At 47.9% G+C, this 15,177-nt stretch carries 16 protein-coding genes; 4 read left to right on the forward strand and 12 right to left on the reverse strand.

What is annotated here, in order from left to right; all coding sequences use genetic code 11:
* The first annotated feature begins 47 nt into the window (after positions 1 to 47).
* Positions 48 to 629 carry a superoxide dismutase [Fe] gene (gene sodB, locus M1L23_RS01610; protein ID WP_252625284.1) on the forward strand — a complete coding sequence of 194 codons (582 nt, stop codon included), beginning with the start codon at positions 48 to 50 and terminating at the stop codon, positions 627 to 629.
* Between the two features lie 75 nt (positions 630 to 704).
* Here sodB and fadR read toward each other — a convergent pair whose 3' ends face one another.
* Positions 705 to 1,415 (reverse strand): fatty acid metabolism transcriptional regulator FadR, encoded by a 711-nt coding sequence (gene fadR, locus M1L23_RS01615; protein WP_252625412.1) that lies wholly within the window; start codon positions 1,413 to 1,415, stop codon positions 705 to 707.
* A 214-nt stretch (positions 1,416 to 1,629) separates the two neighbouring features.
* Between fadR and M1L23_RS01620 the strand changes: the two genes are divergently transcribed.
* Complete coding sequence (locus tag M1L23_RS01620) at positions 1,630 to 2,163, forward strand: disulfide bond formation protein B (protein ID WP_252625285.1); 534 nt, start codon at positions 1,630 to 1,632, stop codon at positions 2,161 to 2,163.
* Positions 2,164 to 2,174: 11 nt separating this feature from the next.
* Here the strand turns inward: M1L23_RS01620 and M1L23_RS01625 are convergent, their stop codons facing one another.
* The 10 genes from M1L23_RS01625 to M1L23_RS01670 all read right to left on the reverse strand — a co-directional run bounded on the left by M1L23_RS01625 (position 2,175) and on the right by M1L23_RS01670 (position 11,496).
* The gene (locus M1L23_RS01625) at positions 2,175 to 2,669 is read right to left on the reverse strand and encodes a YcgN family cysteine cluster protein (protein ID WP_252625286.1); all 495 of its coding nucleotides are present in this window, start codon (positions 2,667 to 2,669) and stop codon (positions 2,175 to 2,177) included.
* Positions 2,670 to 2,678: 9 nt separating this feature from the next.
* Positions 2,679 to 3,656 (reverse strand): lytic murein transglycosylase, encoded by a 978-nt coding sequence (locus M1L23_RS01630; RefSeq protein WP_252625287.1) that lies wholly within the window; start codon positions 3,654 to 3,656, stop codon positions 2,679 to 2,681.
* 24 nt (positions 3,657 to 3,680) lie between these two features.
* Entirely contained in the window at positions 3,681 to 3,977 is a 297-nt protein-coding gene (locus tag M1L23_RS01635) for a YcgL domain-containing protein (RefSeq protein WP_252625288.1), read from the reverse strand.
* Positions 3,978 to 4,025: 48 nt separating this feature from the next.
* Complete coding sequence (rnd, locus tag M1L23_RS01640) at positions 4,026 to 5,171, reverse strand: ribonuclease D (protein ID WP_252625289.1); 1,146 nt, start codon at positions 5,169 to 5,171, stop codon at positions 4,026 to 4,028.
* Between the two features lie 3 nt (positions 5,172 to 5,174).
* On the reverse strand, positions 5,175 to 6,830 hold the full coding sequence (gene fadD, locus M1L23_RS01645) for a long-chain-fatty-acid--CoA ligase FadD (RefSeq protein WP_338021823.1): 1,656 nt from the start codon (positions 6,828 to 6,830) through the stop codon (positions 5,175 to 5,177).
* Positions 6,831 to 6,950: 120 nt separating this feature from the next.
* Entirely contained in the window at positions 6,951 to 7,817 is an 867-nt protein-coding gene (locus M1L23_RS01650) for an alpha/beta fold hydrolase (protein WP_252625290.1), read from the reverse strand.
* On the reverse strand, positions 7,814 to 8,470 hold the full coding sequence (locus M1L23_RS01655) for a Slp family lipoprotein (protein WP_252625291.1): 657 nt from the start codon (positions 8,468 to 8,470) through the stop codon (positions 7,814 to 7,816). The genes M1L23_RS01650 and M1L23_RS01655 overlap by 4 nt, the downstream gene beginning before the upstream one ends.
* A 15-nt stretch (positions 8,471 to 8,485) precedes the next feature.
* Entirely contained in the window at positions 8,486 to 8,773 is a 288-nt protein-coding gene (locus M1L23_RS01660; protein ID WP_252625292.1) for a hypothetical protein, read from the reverse strand.
* 26 nt (positions 8,774 to 8,799) lie between these two features.
* Entirely contained in the window at positions 8,800 to 9,516 is a 717-nt protein-coding gene (tsaB, locus tag M1L23_RS01665; protein ID WP_252625293.1) for a tRNA (adenosine(37)-N6)-threonylcarbamoyltransferase complex dimerization subunit type 1 TsaB, read from the reverse strand.
* A gap of 3 nt (positions 9,517 to 9,519) precedes the next feature.
* The gene (locus tag M1L23_RS01670; RefSeq protein WP_252625294.1) at positions 9,520 to 11,496 is read right to left on the reverse strand and encodes a DNA repair helicase YoaA; all 1,977 of its coding nucleotides are present in this window, start codon (positions 11,494 to 11,496) and stop codon (positions 9,520 to 9,522) included.
* 81 nt (positions 11,497 to 11,577) lie between these two features.
* On the opposite strand from M1L23_RS01670, the gene M1L23_RS01675 reads away from it, so the two are divergent.
* Positions 11,578 to 13,530, forward strand: a complete 1,953-nt coding sequence (locus M1L23_RS01675; protein ID WP_252625295.1) for a YfiR/HmsC family protein — start codon at positions 11,578 to 11,580, stop codon at positions 13,528 to 13,530.
* Here M1L23_RS01675 and M1L23_RS01680 read toward each other — a convergent pair.
* The gene (locus M1L23_RS01680; protein WP_252625296.1) at positions 13,527 to 13,841 is read right to left on the reverse strand and encodes a hypothetical protein; all 315 of its coding nucleotides are present in this window, start codon (positions 13,839 to 13,841) and stop codon (positions 13,527 to 13,529) included. The two genes, M1L23_RS01675 and M1L23_RS01680, sit on opposite strands and share 4 nt — an antisense overlap.
* Positions 13,842 to 14,271: 430 nt before the next feature.
* Between M1L23_RS01680 and hisG the strand changes: the two genes are divergently transcribed.
* The gene (hisG, locus tag M1L23_RS01685; RefSeq protein ID WP_252625297.1) at positions 14,272 to 15,171 is read left to right on the forward strand and encodes an ATP phosphoribosyltransferase; all 900 of its coding nucleotides are present in this window, start codon (positions 14,272 to 14,274) and stop codon (positions 15,169 to 15,171) included.
* The last annotated feature ends 6 nt before the right edge of the window (positions 15,172 to 15,177 follow it).

The following is a 15,177-nucleotide window of genomic DNA, read 5'->3' on the forward strand; positions in this document are numbered from 1 at the left end:
ACACGACCGACTCATCATAACAATTAACGTATAACGGAGAGCAGACTATGGCTTTTGAATTACCCGCACTTCCTTACGAAATGAACGCTTTAGAACCACATATTTCAGCTGAAACATTAGAGTACCACTATGGTAAGCATCACCAAACCTATGTGACTAACTTAAATAACCTAACAGCTGGCACCGATATGGCTGGTAAGTCATTAGAGGAAATCGTTCGTACTTCAGACGGTGGCCTGTTCAACAACGCTGCCCAAGTATGGAACCACACCTTCTACTGGCATTGCCTCAGCCCAAATGGCGGCGGTGAGCCAACAGGTGCTTTAGCCGAAGCAATTAACGCTAAATGGGGTTCCTTTGACAAGTTCAAAGAAGCTTTCACCACTAGTGCAGTAACTAACTTTGGCTCTTCCTGGACCTGGTTAGTAAAAACTGCAGACGGTAGCCTCGACATTGTTAACACCAGTAATGCCGCAACACCACTTACGCAAGAAGGTGTAACGCCAATTATGACCGTTGACCTGTGGGAGCATGCCTACTACATCGACTTCCGTAACGCCCGTCCAAAGTATATGGATGCCTTCTGGGCATTAATTAACTGGGAATTCGCAACAGCGAACTTTGCTTAATTAATACCCCTTAAGGGTGAATGAAAAAAGCGAGCCACAGCTCGCTTTTTTGTTGCTTGTGAAAGCAGTTTAGCCCTATTCGACTAAGTTTTCTGGAATGGTATCGCGAATTTGCTGCCAAATTTCCGCCGAATCATAACCATATTGGCGCACTAACTTCATCGCTTCGTTATGCTCACCAATGGCCGCTAAACTGGCTAACTTGGCATAATACTGCCGTGCTAACTCGCGCGCTTCAGGCTTAGAAAAATAAAACTGGCCAATACGCGCATATAAACCTTTAAAACCATTAAGCACCAGCACATACACTTTATTACCTGAGGCATGGGCCAGCTCTTGATTCAATTTATAATCGAACTCGGCAAAAGCGCGGCCATTGTCTTCTAAGCCTTCCGCACCTGTTAAGGCTAATAATGCGCGATCTTTATTGTGCCGCAAGGCGGCGCGAATATAAATTGCACTAATATTGGTGCGGGCCGACAATAAGTCGTCAATCAAGTCAGGCATGCCTTCTTCGTCAAGGCGTGCCAATGTTTCTAATATGTTTAATCCCGAGGTTTCCCAAAAATTGTTCACTTGGGTGGGCTTACCATGCTGAATGGTTAACCAACCGTCGCGGGCTAAACGCTGTAATACTTCCCGTAACGTGGTACGGGTAACGCCGATTAATTCTGAAAGCTCACGCTCTGCGGGCAAAATTGAACCTGGCGCAAAGTCACCTTTCCAGATTGATTTTACAATGAACTCTTCGGCAAAGCCGGCTGGGCTTTTTGCTTTAATAATCATGTGTGCCAAAATTCAAATCCTGTAGTGCTGCATTTGGTTCGTCAAACGCGACTATCCATTTGCAATCTTAAATTGTAACCTGTGCGGAATGGTCGGACAAGCTTTAAACTAGCATCACAGTATAGGTACTACTGTGTTATCTTCAGCATCATTTACCTTGCCACAGCCATTGTTAACCACTTTTGCTTAAACATCGTACATAAAGGGCACTTTAATGAACCACAGGTATTCCCAAAGTCTTGCTAACTGGCCTTCGCTACGTTGGCCATGGCTACTGTTAGCTAGTACAGCTACCGCACTAACCCTAACGGCACTTTATTTTCAACACAGCATGCACCTAGCCCCATGCGAACAGTGTATTTACCAACGCACCGCCGTTATTGCCATAGCTCTAGGCGCTTGGTTTACCGCCATAAACCCGCAGCTGCTCATTTTTCGCTTAGTGGGCTATAGCAGTTGGTTAGGCGCTGCCATTGCAGGCTTTTCCAGTGCCCACTATCATGTTTGGCTGCAAACTGGCATCAATGCCATGTTCGCTAGCTGTAATTTAGAACCTAACTTTCCTAGTTGGCTACCACTACACGAACTGCTCCCCAGTGTATTTGCTGTCACTGGCCTTTGTAGCGACGTAGACTGGAGCTTCTTAGGGCTCGTTATGAGCCAATGGATGCGTATTATATTTGCCCTTTATATAAGCGTGGCTGTCTTCATTATTAGCTACCGTTTATGGAAACTACGGCGCTTTTAACCACTTAAACCTTAAGGCGCTGTAAATAACGGCCACTTAATAATAAGCATATCGTCTTCGTCTACTTCGTCGGCGTCGGAATATAGCGCATAGCCGGTGGTTGCCATGCCGGCTTCGATCATTAAGGTGCGTGAACCTTTATGCAATAAAGGATGCCAACTCGGTAACGAGCGCCCTTCTGCCAACCGCCGATAAGCACAGCTTGGCGGCATAAAGTGAATATGCTCCATTTGCTCTGCCGTTAGCACCACGCACGAAGGCACATACTCTAGCCGCGTGGAATAATGCCGGCAGCGTCCACTTTCCGTATCCAGCAGCTGACACGCCACATTAATAAAGTGCATGGTGTCATCGGCCCGCATGGGCGCGTCGTCGTCCACATCGTCTCGGGCTTCCAGCACCTTATGTAAACAGCACTTACCGCAGCCGTCACACAACGACTCCCATTCTTGTTGGGTCATTTCATGCAGGGATTTGCGTTGCCAAAATGGCACTTCAGCAGCCATAATTATAATTTAGCGGCCAAGTTGAATACGGTCGGCCAAGTGACCCACCACCACCACAAAGTAACTAGACCGGTTCCACTTCATGAGCACATCCCAGTTTTGATAGCTTAAAAAAATACGCCCGTTCTCGTCATCGGGAATAACCAAACCCGCTTCAATATCACGGCTAGGTAGGTCGCTACCGTCATAACGGCGCACCCCTAAGGCTTGCCACTCTGCTAGGGTACGTTTGTTGTTACGGCCAGCCAGCTCTAGGTTGAAGTTTTCTGGCAACCGCACTTGTCGGCCCCAGGTTTTGCTATCGTCCCAACCCGATTGAGCTAAGTAGTTTGCCGCCGATGCAAATACATCACCTTGGCTGTTCCAAATATCAATTTTTCCGTCTTTATCATAATCTACTGCATAGGCCAAAAATGAACTTGGCATAAACTGGGTTTGGCCCATTGCCCCCGCCCACGAACCACGCATTTGTTCAGGGTCAATATGCCCTGCCTCGATAATTTCTAAGGCTTGCATTAGCTGCTTTTTAAAAAATTCCTCTCGCCGCCCTTCGTAGGCCATAGTGGCTAGGGCCGACACTACCTTGAAGTTACCAGTAAAGCGGCCAAAGTTGGTTTCAACTCCCCATAAAGCCACAATAAAGCGCGGCTGCACCCCATATTCAGCACCCACAGCTTCTAGCAGCTCGCGGTGCTTGTTATACATTTCAATACCTTGACGCACCTTCCAGTCGGGTACTGCTTTAGGCAAATAAGTGTCTAAGGTAAGTTTGAATTCAGGCTGATTGCGATCTGCCGACACAGCGCGCTCGTAAAAGCTTACATCGGCAAAGGCCCGTTCAATGGTAGCGGCCGAAAACCCTTGCTCCCGCGCTTCAGCTTTCAACTGCTCTACATAAGCTGGAAAGCCAGCCGGATCGGCAGCAAAAGCCGTATAACTAAATAACAGCAAAGACGCCGCTAACAACTTAGTAAACCAACGTGTCATGCCTTACTCCTTGCAATGTGATTATTATTTCTTTGAAATATGCGCTGTGTATTCTGGCGACGCAATCGGTAACAGGCTGTCGTGTGCAGGTGGTAACTGCAAAAAATAGCCCGGTTCGTTAAAATGCGCCAATAACTCTGCTCCAGTTAAGCGTGCGTATTTTCGCTCTGGCTTAACCAATAAATTCATTGCTATGTGCTGCGGTGTAAACAAGGTTTGCAGCGCCTCTGGCAAAGCGTCAAAGTCGGCGTCTTTGGGTAAATATAAATAGGTGTCGGCCTTCTTTGGCGACCTTAATACCACACACAAATTAATTGCCATGCTTTACTCTTTTTTTAATGAATTGAAAACCTCAGCGCAAGCCAGCAGCTAGCTAAGGCCATCGGCTAAGGCCAGCACCGCTTTGCCTGCCACGCCATAGCGCCAGCTTAATAATAGCTCTGGCTTAGGCACAGCTGCTTTTACCGCATCGTCGGTGTACTTACTCCACACAAACACGTCGTTAATTTGTTTGCGCGAACCCAATAAACTTGGCGCCACCCCCACCTGCTCGGCACTGGTTTTTATTAACGCTTTAGCCTCTTTAAACCACTGCTTATATTGACTGTGGTCGTCTAAACGGGGAATTAAGCGCGGCCAATTTTGCTCTGGTACTGCTTGCCCTCGCTGTATTGCCGCCAATATTTCTTTACCGCGTTGCCGAAGTACGCGCGGATGCAAGTCTTTTATTTCAGCCAATGCCGCTTTACAGCTTGGTTGCTGTAGCGCAATGTCGGTTAATACCGGATCACGCATTAAAAAAGGCAAGGCAATGTCTTCTTGCTGGGCACATTGCATGCGCCACTTCGCCAGTTCAGCCATAACACTACGCTGCACGCCCTTCATTTGAGCAAAGCCACTTACCTCACGCCAAGCATAATCGGGGTTGGCTTTACGGCTCCGTTTAGTCACTTGAAACGCACATTCCTGCACAAAGTATTCATACTGAGAAGCGGCCTCAATACGCTGCTTTAATTCAGGATACACTTGCGCAAGGTATAAGCTATCGGCTGCAGCATAGTCCAATTGCGGTCCTGTTAACGGCCGCTTTAGCCAGTCGGTACGCGACAAAGACTTATCTAAACTAACGCCACACATTTCCTCAACCATGCCTGCATAGCCAATTTGAGCACCTTCATGCAAAAACGACCACGCAATTTGCGTATCAAACATGTGTTGCGGCGCACCCGGGCATTGCTGATTAATAATTTCCAAGTCTTCACCCGCCGCGTGCATCACGGTGGTCACTTGTTTTTCCCGTAGCAATTGCCATAAAGGGGTTAAGTCAACACCGTTTAAAGGGTCAACAATAAGCCATTCACCGGCTGCCCAAAGCTGTACTAATCCCAGCTTGGCGTAGTAAGTGCGGGTACGAACAAATTCAGTATCTAGTGCTAACCAACCCGCTGCTCGGGCCAGATCGCAAAACGCCACCAAGTCTTTGGTGGCGTTTATCATGCGGTATGTATTAGGCATGCATTACTCATCTTTTAACGCGCGACGTAATATTTTGCCCACGTTGGTTTTTGGAAGTTCGTCGCGGAATTCAACTAATTTAGGCACTTTATAAGCGGTTAAGTTTTCTCGGCAATAATCACGTAACTCGCGCTCCGTTAGTGACTGATCTTTTTTCACCACAAACACTTTAACAACTTCACCCGAAGCTTCATGGGGCACACCAATAGCCGCCACTTCAAGTACTTTCGGGTGGCTAGCCACTACGTCTTCTATTTCGTTCGGGTAAACGTTAAAACCCGACACTAAAATCATATCTTTTTTGCGATCAACAATACGGAAGAAACCTTGCTCGTCTACGGTTCCCATATCACCAGTGGCAAACCAACCGTCTTTAATCGACTTGGCGGTTGCCTCAGGACGGCCCAAGTAACCCACCATTACCTGCGGCCCTTTTACCAGCACTTCACCGGCTTCACCCATAGGTACTTCATTACCGTCGTCATCAACTATTTTAAGATCCGTTGAAGGTACAGGAATACCAATGCTGCCCGTGTAGTGTTCAATATCGTAGGGGTTAGTAGTCACAACCGGGGCACACTCGGTTAAACCGTAGCCTTCTAATAGCACCGTGCCAGTTACCTTGGCCCAATTATCAGCCACCGACCGTTGCACAGCCATACCACCGCCTAAAGCAACTTTCAGTTCCTTGAAGTCTAGTTCACTAAACCCTGGGGTATTTAACAAACCATTAAATAAGGTATTTACCCCTGGAATAACGGTAAATTTAAATTTCGACAGCTCTTTCACAAAGCCGGGCATGTCGCGCGGGTTAGTTATTAATACGTTTAAACCACCGTGCTTCATAAAGGTTAAGCAGTTCGCCGTTAAGGCAAAAATATGGTAAAGCGGTAGCGCTGCAATGGCAACTTCCTTACCATTTTCAACCAACGGGTTAATAACCGCCGACACCTGCTCTAAGTTTGCCACCATATTACGATGAGTTAGCATAGCCCCCTTCGACACCCCCGTAGTACCACCGGTGTATTGTAAAAATGCTAGGTCACTACCTACTACGGTAGGGCGCACATAGCTGTGGCGTTTCCCTTCCGCTAAAGTGGCATTAAACTCTATGGTGTTGTCTAAGTTATACGCCGGCACCATTTTCTTAATATAGCGCACAGCAAAATTCACCACCCAGCGTTTAGGCGCAGGTAACAAGTCACCAATGGCGGTTACTATTACTTTGTTTAAGCTTAATTCATGCTGAACTTTTTCTAGCGTAGTGGCAAAGTTTTTTAGAATAACAATTGCTTTTGCGCCTGAATCTTCAAGCTGGTGCTTCAATTCTCTGGCCGTATACAGTGGGTTTACGTTCACCACCACCATACCTGCCCGCAATATGCCAAACAACGCAATTGGGTATTGCAGCAAGTTCGGCATCATGAGTGCTACTGGGTCGCCTTTTTTCAAACCCGAGCTTTGCAAGTACGCGGCAAAGGTTTTCGAAAGTTCATCAAGCTCTTTAAAAGTAATGTAGCGATCTAAGTTAACAAACGCCGGCCGCTCAGCATAGGTGATGCTGCTCTCTTCAAATATTTCTAGCAATGACGAATAACGATCAGGATCAATTTCGTAGGGGACACCTTCTGGATAACGCTTTTGCCATATTTTTTCCACAATCTTGCTCCTGCTGCTCTTATTCTTATCTTAGTTGTAGCTTATTTAGCGAGCCCAAATGCCCATTAAGCCTTTTATTGGTAATTATTTTGGCATATCCGACCAGTTAATCCTAGTTTCTCAGCCATGTTGCTGTAGAAATGCGTTAACTTGCTGCGCTACTTCGGCTGTACTTTCCAAATGCACATGATGCCCACCAGCTAAGGTGCACACCTGTAAGAGGCTCATTTGTTTCGACCAACGCTGTAAGGCAGCATCGAGCTCTTTGAAGCCCGTTGCACCACGAATTAACTGTACGGGACATTTAATGCCCGCCATTAAATCATCTGCTTGCTCTAAGGTATAGCGAAAAGGCGAGCCTAACCGTACCCGAGGATCAACACGCCAGCTCCAGCCTTTTTCTACCGCATACAAGTTACGCTCTACAATAGGCGCAATTTGGCAAACAGTCACATCACTGGTTTCTGCCCGCAAGCGAATAATACGCTCTTTATCACTATATATGGGGGCTCTTTTTGCCGCCAATTCACGCCGTTGTTTTAATGCAGCAGCCAGTTTGTCACGGGTTTCATTGGCTGGAAAGGTTAATATTCCAAACCCTTCAATTAAGCTAATGCACTGAATTCGATCAGGAATAACACTCGCCACCAGCTGGCTAATAAAACCGCCCATACTGTGCCCAAGCAAATGCACTTGTTGCCAGTTTTGCTGCTCTATTAATTCTACTAAGTCGGCCACCCATTCAACAAAGTAGTAGGCCGCACCCGGGGCACGATGAGCCGACAAACCATGGCCGGGTAAATCAAGTGCAATTACCGGGCGCTCAGTTAAAAGTGGCATTAACGAAAGAAAGCTAGCGGCATTATCAAGCCAACCATGTAAGGCTAAGGTGGGCCCATGCAAGCCCGGCGCCATTGCTTCTGCTGCCGTTAAGGTGGTTAAGCCTGCTAGTTCAATACCACCGCTGTGGTAGCTAACATCAATCATCCTTGTTCATCTGACGAACGGCTACCCCGTGTACCTTGCACCCGCGGGCCTGGCTTTAGTTTGTCGCTAGCTGCAGGCGGTGGGCTTTGCCCCCAACCGGGGTAATAGTAGGCTGGGCCATAGTAAGGATAACGATAATAAGGATGGCCAAAGCCGTAATGGAACATCACATCAACCCGTGGGTTCTGATCATCCATACGCCATAAGTGCACGCCTTGGCTTTGTAGCAATGGGAAATGGTAAATAAACTCACCAATTTTATCGGTTTCTTTGCCCACATAGGTGCCAAACACCGTCACTAGCCGTCCAGGGGCATACACTTCGGGATCAATAAAGCCATTTACTTGAACCCGAAACCGCCCTAGGCTATTTTCATCGGCTATAGGCCGGCCAGTACCGCGCAATTCCATGGTAACCACCTCAATAACCGACATGGTTTCAAGGTTATTCACATTGGCAATAATACCACCCCAGCGGGCCGAACTACCTACGCCAGCATCGGGGCTGTTAATCGTTTGCTGATAACTTACCAAGGCGCTGTCGTCGCCCCGAATTGCTTCTGGATAACGAGCGGCACAAGCAGACAGCGCTATGGCTGCGCCTAAAACAAAGAATAGTCGTAAAATATATTTTATTTGAATGGAGAACATCATTATTACCTCCGGTATTTATGCGTAAACGTCAATACCTACCATCTGCTGCAGCTTATCGCGCTGCAAGTAGGTCGCTATCGCTTGGTAGTGGTCAACCGCACGCTGTTCACTGTCGGCCGGTTGGTCATAACCAAGCCGGGCCCGTTCCTGAACTGCGGCGGCTAGTGCTGCTTCACTACTGTCTTGGCGCGGCACTAAGCTAGTATCAACTACCTTTGGCGCATTTAAATAGGTACGGCGCTGGTCAATGTGCTCTTGGCTAACGTAAGCCTGTGCAGGTGAAATTGTGTTTAATAACGTCATTGTCTGTAACGCTCGTTAAAGGCCCGTTAGGTTCGACCTGGCAACTTCTGCCAAGTCACCTCATTACGTACATAGTGTACGTCAAACTGCTCCGCTGCAACACCTGCCCCAGCGCTAAACAACGCTCGGCCAATGGCCAGCATATCTTGCGCATGGGGAAAGCGCACTTCAGCTATAGCAACCAAATGCGGTGTTGGCCCTTGCGCCGACTGCCCTAACCATTCTATTAGCGCAGGGTAAGTCACAAAACCTGTACCCACACAGTGCCATTGTGCCGCTGCCTTCTGAGCGGGTAAAACCATTTGCTCCGGTGCCCCTACAAGGTCTTTAGTTAATGGCTGCATAAGCCCTTGAACCAATTCGTAGGCACCAAAATAAACCTCTCCCATTCGGGCGTCAATGGCGGCAATAACATGGGTAGCCCCTTGTTTACGATACGCCTGTTGCGCCAAAGCTTGCAAACTTGAAACCCCCACCACGGGTAAATTTTGACTAAAGGCTAACCCTTGGCCAATTCCAGCTGCAATACGCACGCCAGTAAAGCTACCAGGCCCAGCACCAATCACTATACCTTCTAGTTCAGCCAAGCTTGTGTTGGCAGTTGTTAAGGTTTTTTGCACCATCGGCAGGATTAAGTTGGCGTGCTGCTGGGGAGCCTCTTCGCCGTAACTGCATTGTTCCATACCGTTGCTAAAAGCTGCCGAACAGTATTCGGTTGCTGTGTCTATTGCCAGTAAACGCAAAGTTTATTCCTCTTCCAAGGCCGTTGGTGTAGCCGCTAATGAGCCCGCTATTATAGCAGAATTTGGGCTGGGTTTACGGCTTAAAAATGCTAAGGCCTTTGCTAGTGAACGGGTACGCCCCATAGGTGGCAAACTGGCAAGAAATAATTGCCCGTAGTTACGCGTAACAATGCGGTTATCACAAATAATTAGCACACCTTCGTCATGCACCGAACGCACCAAACGCCCCGCGCCTTGTTTCATGGCCAGTACTGCTTGGGGTAACTGCACTTCCTTGAACGGATCACGACCACGCTTGCGACAATCTTCCACCCGAGCCTGTAATAAAGGGTCATCGGGTGAAGCAAATGGTAGCTTGTCAATTAACACACAGCGTAAGGCATTACCGGGAACATCCACCCCTTCCCAAAACGAACTGGTGCCAAGTAAAACACCATTGCCTGCCTCTGTAAATGCGGTAATTAATTCACGTTTCGAAGTGGCCCCTTGCACCAACACCTCGCGCTCTAACTTGCCTTCTAAGCGCTTTGCTACGGCTTGCAACATACGGTGGCTGGTGAATAAAATAAAGCTACCACCATGGTTGGCAGCCACTACCTTTAAGGTAATGTCGGTTAAGGTGTCCACCATACTGCGCTCGTGGGGCTCGGGTAAGTAGCGCGGTAAACACAGCAACGCTTGGTCGGCAAAATTAAACGGGCTTTCCAGTTGTAAGGTGGCTGGCTTGCGCAGCCCTAAGCGCTGGTTAAAGTAATCAAAACTGTTGTTTACTGTTAAGGTGGCCGAAGTAAACACCCACCTCGCCTGCTGCTCTGCCATCACTCGGCTAAAAGGCTCTGCCACCGACAAGGGGGTGCGGTGAAAACTGACATGAAAACGGGAGCTTTCATACCAAAAGCTGAAACCTGTGGCTTCAATGGCAAATACTTCAGCCCAGCGCTTCAATAACAACTCTAATCGCTCCACCGCCTGATCAAGAGCCTTGTCGCGGCCAATTTGGGTATTGCAAATGCGCAATAGCTGTTCAAGTTTTTCTTCAAGTTCCGACACACCAATGGCAATTTTGTCTTCCGCCATTGCTTTGCGTAAGTTACTGCGTTCAGGGTCAAGCTTAAACTGCAACCGTAAATCTTTGGCGCTGCGCTCTACTTGCTTGGCCATTTGCGACATGGCACGGGCGTCGCGTACGGCAGTTTGGTAAATGGTTTCTAAGTCACGGCATAGCTCGGTTACTTGGCGGGTCGACACGGTGTCGCTAAAGTATTGGCTGGCTATTTCTGGCAGCTGGTGTGCCTCGTCAAACACTACTAAATCGGCGGCCGGAATAAGCTCGCCAAAACCAGTGTCTTTTAACACTAAGTCAGCGCAAAACAAGTGATGATTCACCACCACAATATCTGCTTCTAAGGCCTCTTTACGGGCTTTTACCAAATAACAGTCATCATAGTGGGGGCAGTCGCGGCCCAAACAGTTGTCTTGAGTACTGGTAATAAAGGGTAAAATCATCGCGTCTTCGGGCAAGGCCGACAGCTCGCCAATGTCACCACTTTTAGTTTGGTTGGCCCACATACGCACTACTTTTAGCTGTTTAATGGCGTTTTCATGGGCGCCACCGGGGTGCACACTAAACTGATTTAGACGTTGAATACACAGGTAGTTCGACCGACCTTTTAATAAGGTCACGACTTTTTCTGGCCCCAACACTTCCCGCAAGCGCGGCATGTCTCTATGATAGAGTTGCTCTTGCAAGTTACGGGTACCGGTAGAAAGAATAACCTTACCACTGCCCAGTAATGCAGGCGCAACATAAGCAAAGGTTTTGCCCGTGCCCGTTTCGGCTTCAACCACCAGTTGGTCGCCCGCTTGCTGCAACGCTTGTATGGCCGTTGCCATCTCAAGCTGGGCAGCACGGGGTTGAAAGTCAGGCAAGGCCTTACTTAGCGCGCCTTCTGCGCGAAAAACATCAGTTATACGGCTCATAAGACAAATGTGCTACGCTTTAGAATGATAATAATTCAAGACATATAGGGTACACGCATGGTTCGTTGCTGCAAGCAGCTCATGACAGCTTTATTACTTACTTTATTCAGTTACAGTGTCAGTTATAGCGCCTATGCCATTGATGTGGCAGACATTACCGACGACGAATTACGTGCTACTTATCTTACTTCGGTTATTCGTTATGTAACCTGGCCGCAAGAAAACCAGCGCCAGCGCTTAGTTATTGGCATTATGGACGCCGACTCGGTGTATCAAACCCTGCGCGCCACCCCATTGCAACCCATCCGCCAATTAAATCTTGAAGTGCGCACCGTACAACGGTTAACGCAAATTACCGACGTCGACATTTTATACGTGGGCACCCGCTCACTGCCGCAGCTTTCTGCCATTGCGCCTTTGGCCCGTAACAACAACATTTTAGTTGTAACAGAAGGTGCCAGTGGCCGCGAAGAAGTGATGATCAACTTAGTCTCGTCGCGGCAAAGTCGCTTCGCTTTTCAAGTCAACAACGACCGTATTATTGAAGCCGGCATGACCCCCTCGAACGACTTACTTATGCTGCGCGGTTTAGAATTAGAAATGGCCGTAGCCTTTCGTCGCAAACAACAAGAGCTACAACAGGTGTTAGCCCACCTGAACGAATTAGAACTTGAACTCGACGCTAATGAACAGCGGCAAGTACAGCTAAACGAGCGTATTAGCATGCTAGAAGCTGCCATCGACGAGCGCGATGCGGTGCTAAGCGCCCAAGCGGGTTCATTAGAAGACAAACAAATGGTGATGGACTCGCAGCAAAACACCTTGAACAGGCTATTACGCGAACTCGACGAACAGCGCATGCGGCTTTTTTCTCGAGAAGAGCAACTGGCTATTATTCTGCAGTCACTACAGGCGTCGCAAAACACGCTAGAGTCTTTGCAGCATGAATTGCAAATAAAAGAGCAACAACTTCAAGAAAAACAACAAGAAAGTGACATATTAGCCGACCGTATCGCCTTAAACCGTAATACCCTGTCGAACCAACAACAGGTGCTACGTGAGCAGCGCCAAGCTATTGCTGAACAGGTTGCCTTATTAGAAAGCCGCGAACAAACCATTAATCGCCAACGCGATATTTTAATGTATGTGGGCATAGGCTTGTTAGCCGCCTTGTTTTTCGCCCTGCTCAGTATTTTGCTGTATTACAACAAACGAAAAACCGCTACTCAGCTTATGCGCACCCTTGACGAACTGCACGACGCCCAAGACAAGCTAGTGGAATCGGAAAAAATGGCCGCCTTAGGTAACCTGGTGGCGGGTGTCGCCCATGAAGTAAACACGCCGCTAGGTGTAGCCCTTACCGCCACCACCATGTTAAATGATCGGCGCGAAATACTTCTTGGCGCTATCAATAGTGGCCAGTTAACCAAAGAGCAGCTCGACAGCTTTTTATCTAAAGCGGCAGAATCGTTACAGCTGACCGAGCGTAACCTAGCCCGAGTAGCACGGCTTATTAGTAACTTTAAGCAGGTTGCGGTCGACCAAATGGTAACCGAGCGGCGGGAAATAAACCTGCATAATTATCTTGAAGAAGTAATGTCAACCTTGTCTATCGAACTACGCCGAGTAGGAATTGACTATCAAATTGAAAGTGAACAAAACATTAGTATGCTCACCACGCCAGGTGCTATGGCTCAAATTATTACCAATTTAACTACCAACGCTATTCGCCATGCCTTCGACGGCAAAGAAGGCACCATTACTATTCGAGCCAAGAAAATAGCCGGCGACAATGTTCAAATTGAATTTGCCGACAATGGCATGGGCATGGACGAAGCTACCATCGCTAAAGTGTTCGAGCCTTTCTTTACTACCAAGCGTAACGCTGGCGGTACTGGGCTTGGCATGTCTATTGTGTACAACCTAGTACGCCAAAAACTACACGGCGACATTAGTGTGCGTAGCAAAGTAGGTGTAGGTACTGCATTTGCCCTCACCATGCCACGAATTACCCGCCAAATAGCTAACACTTAAGCGAAGGTGTCGAGGTTCTGGCCTTTGCTACTATCGGGGTCGAAGGGCCGTTCACGGGGCTCTGCGTCTGCACTAGCCTGTTTGCTGGCCTCTCCTTTAGCTTCGCTTTGCTCTTGCTGCCGGCGCTCTTGCTGGCGTTGTTTCTGCCGCTCTTCCACACGTGCTTGCTGGGTTTCATCACCGGCATCGTCGCCTGCTACACCTTTAATTTTAGGCTTTTTTTGTAACTGAGTTACTTTGTCTAAATCACTACTTACCGCTACTGTCGTATTCCTTGGCAGTAACGGAAATATTAAGTCTTGGCTTGCCATATCTTATCTCCACAATTGTATTGCGAGAACGCACTCTTGTTGCCTATTTGTGTACTTACTCACTGTATCGGCCGCTTTGGTGAAAAATTAAGCAATCAAAGCTTTGGCGATAAAAACATGAACTTTTCGCTTTACTTCGTGTTTTAAGCTCTGTTAGCATCTATACAACTCCAGCAAGTTGATAGCAAGCAAGCGTCAACGCTAACACGAGCCAAAACAGCATGAGTAACATATACAACTTAGCACAAATTCAAGCTCACCATCATCACCGCCATTCACCTTAGCGGTATGCTGTTATTTTGCTGATTATGTAACTATCACACTTAAATAAAGGTACCGCTGCACAGTTAGGTACCTTCGCTGAGTAAAAATAAACCTCGAGAAGGGCAACTTCTCGGGGTTTTTTCGTTTTTAAATAAGGAATAAAAGCATGACCGACACTCGTCGCCTTACCGTCGCCATTCAAAAGTCTGGCCGCTTAAGCGTAGAAACCATACAACTTTTAGCTGCTTGTGGCATAAAATTTAATTTACATGAGCAACGGCTTATTGCCCCCAGTACCAGCCACCCTATTGATTTACTGCGGGTACGCGACGACGATATTCCCGGCTTAATTATGGACGGCGTAGTCGACTTAGGCGTGGTAGGGGAAAATGTTTTAGAAGAAGAGCGCCTCGAGCGCAGCTTTAAACAACAAGCATCAACCTTTCTCTCGTTACGGCGGCTCGACTTCGGCTTTTGTCGGCTCAGTTTAGCCACTCCAAAAGAATTGCCTTACCTTGGTTTAGCCAGCCTCGCCGGGAAAAAAATTGCCACCACATACCCCCGTTTAACCGAGAACTACTTGCGCCAGCAAGGGGTAGCAGCGCAAACCGTTATGCTCACTGGCTCCGTTGAAGTAGCCCCCCGCGCTGGTCTTGCCGACGCTATTTGCGACTTAGTGTCAACCGGGGCCACCTTAGAAGCCAACGGCTTGCAAGAGCAAGAGGTAATTTTTCGCTCGCAGGTAAAGCTTATTCAGCGCAATGACAATTTATCTGTCGACAAGCAGGCTTTAGTTGAAAAACTGCTAGCACGACTCGACGGCGTACAGCTGGCCAAAGAAAGTAAATACATTATGTTGCACGCACCAAAAAATAAAGTTACCGAAGTGTCGGCTATTTTACCCGGTGCCGAGCGCCCTACTATTTTGCCGCTCAGTTATTCCGACAGCCAAGTGGCCATTCACGTGGTTAGCACCGAAAATTTATTTTGGGAAACCATGGAGCAACTAAAAGCCTTGGGCTGCAGCTCTATTTTAGTTATGCCCATTGAAAAAATGATGAGCTAGGAGCGT

The organism is Aliidiomarina quisquiliarum, assembly GCF_023922585.1.
In the GTDB taxonomy this organism is placed as follows: Bacteria; Pseudomonadota; Gammaproteobacteria; order Enterobacterales; family Alteromonadaceae; genus Aliidiomarina; species Aliidiomarina quisquiliarum.

What these genes read in the sequence shown, in the direction of transcription:
- M1L23_RS01625 (WP_252625286.1), bottom strand. Translation starts at nt 2,669, where the DNA reads ATGGCTGCTGAAGTGCCATTTTGGCAACGCAAATCCCTGCATGAAATG.
- M1L23_RS01650 (WP_252625290.1), bottom strand. Translation starts at nt 7,817, where the DNA reads ATGATTGATGTTAGCTACCACAGCGGTGGTATTGAACTAGCAGGCTTA.
- rnd (WP_252625289.1), bottom strand. Translation starts at nt 5,171, where the DNA reads ATGCCTAATACATACCGCATGATAAACGCCACCAAAGACTTGGTGGCG.
- M1L23_RS01620 (WP_252625285.1), top strand. Translation starts at nt 1,630, where the DNA reads ATGAACCACAGGTATTCCCAAAGTCTTGCTAACTGGCCTTCGCTACGT.
- M1L23_RS01675 (WP_252625295.1), top strand. Translation starts at nt 11,578, where the DNA reads ATGACAGCTTTATTACTTACTTTATTCAGTTACAGTGTCAGTTATAGC.
- M1L23_RS01680 (WP_252625296.1), bottom strand. Translation starts at nt 13,841, where the DNA reads ATGGCAAGCCAAGACTTAATATTTCCGTTACTGCCAAGGAATACGACA.
- fadR (WP_252625412.1), bottom strand. Translation starts at nt 1,415, where the DNA reads ATGATTATTAAAGCAAAAAGCCCAGCCGGCTTTGCCGAAGAGTTCATT.
- M1L23_RS01635 (WP_252625288.1), bottom strand. Translation starts at nt 3,977, where the DNA reads ATGGCAATTAATTTGTGTGTGGTATTAAGGTCGCCAAAGAAGGCCGAC.
- M1L23_RS01655 (WP_252625291.1), bottom strand. Translation starts at nt 8,470, where the DNA reads ATGATGTTCTCCATTCAAATAAAATATATTTTACGACTATTCTTTGTT.
- sodB (WP_252625284.1), top strand. Translation starts at nt 48, where the DNA reads ATGGCTTTTGAATTACCCGCACTTCCTTACGAAATGAACGCTTTAGAA.
- hisG (WP_252625297.1), top strand. Translation starts at nt 14,272, where the DNA reads ATGACCGACACTCGTCGCCTTACCGTCGCCATTCAAAAGTCTGGCCGC.
- M1L23_RS01660 (WP_252625292.1), bottom strand. Translation starts at nt 8,773, where the DNA reads ATGACGTTATTAAACACAATTTCACCTGCACAGGCTTACGTTAGCCAA.
- M1L23_RS01670 (WP_252625294.1), bottom strand. Translation starts at nt 11,496, where the DNA reads ATGAGCCGTATAACTGATGTTTTTCGCGCAGAAGGCGCGCTAAGTAAG.
- M1L23_RS01630 (WP_252625287.1), bottom strand. Translation starts at nt 3,656, where the DNA reads ATGACACGTTGGTTTACTAAGTTGTTAGCGGCGTCTTTGCTGTTATTT.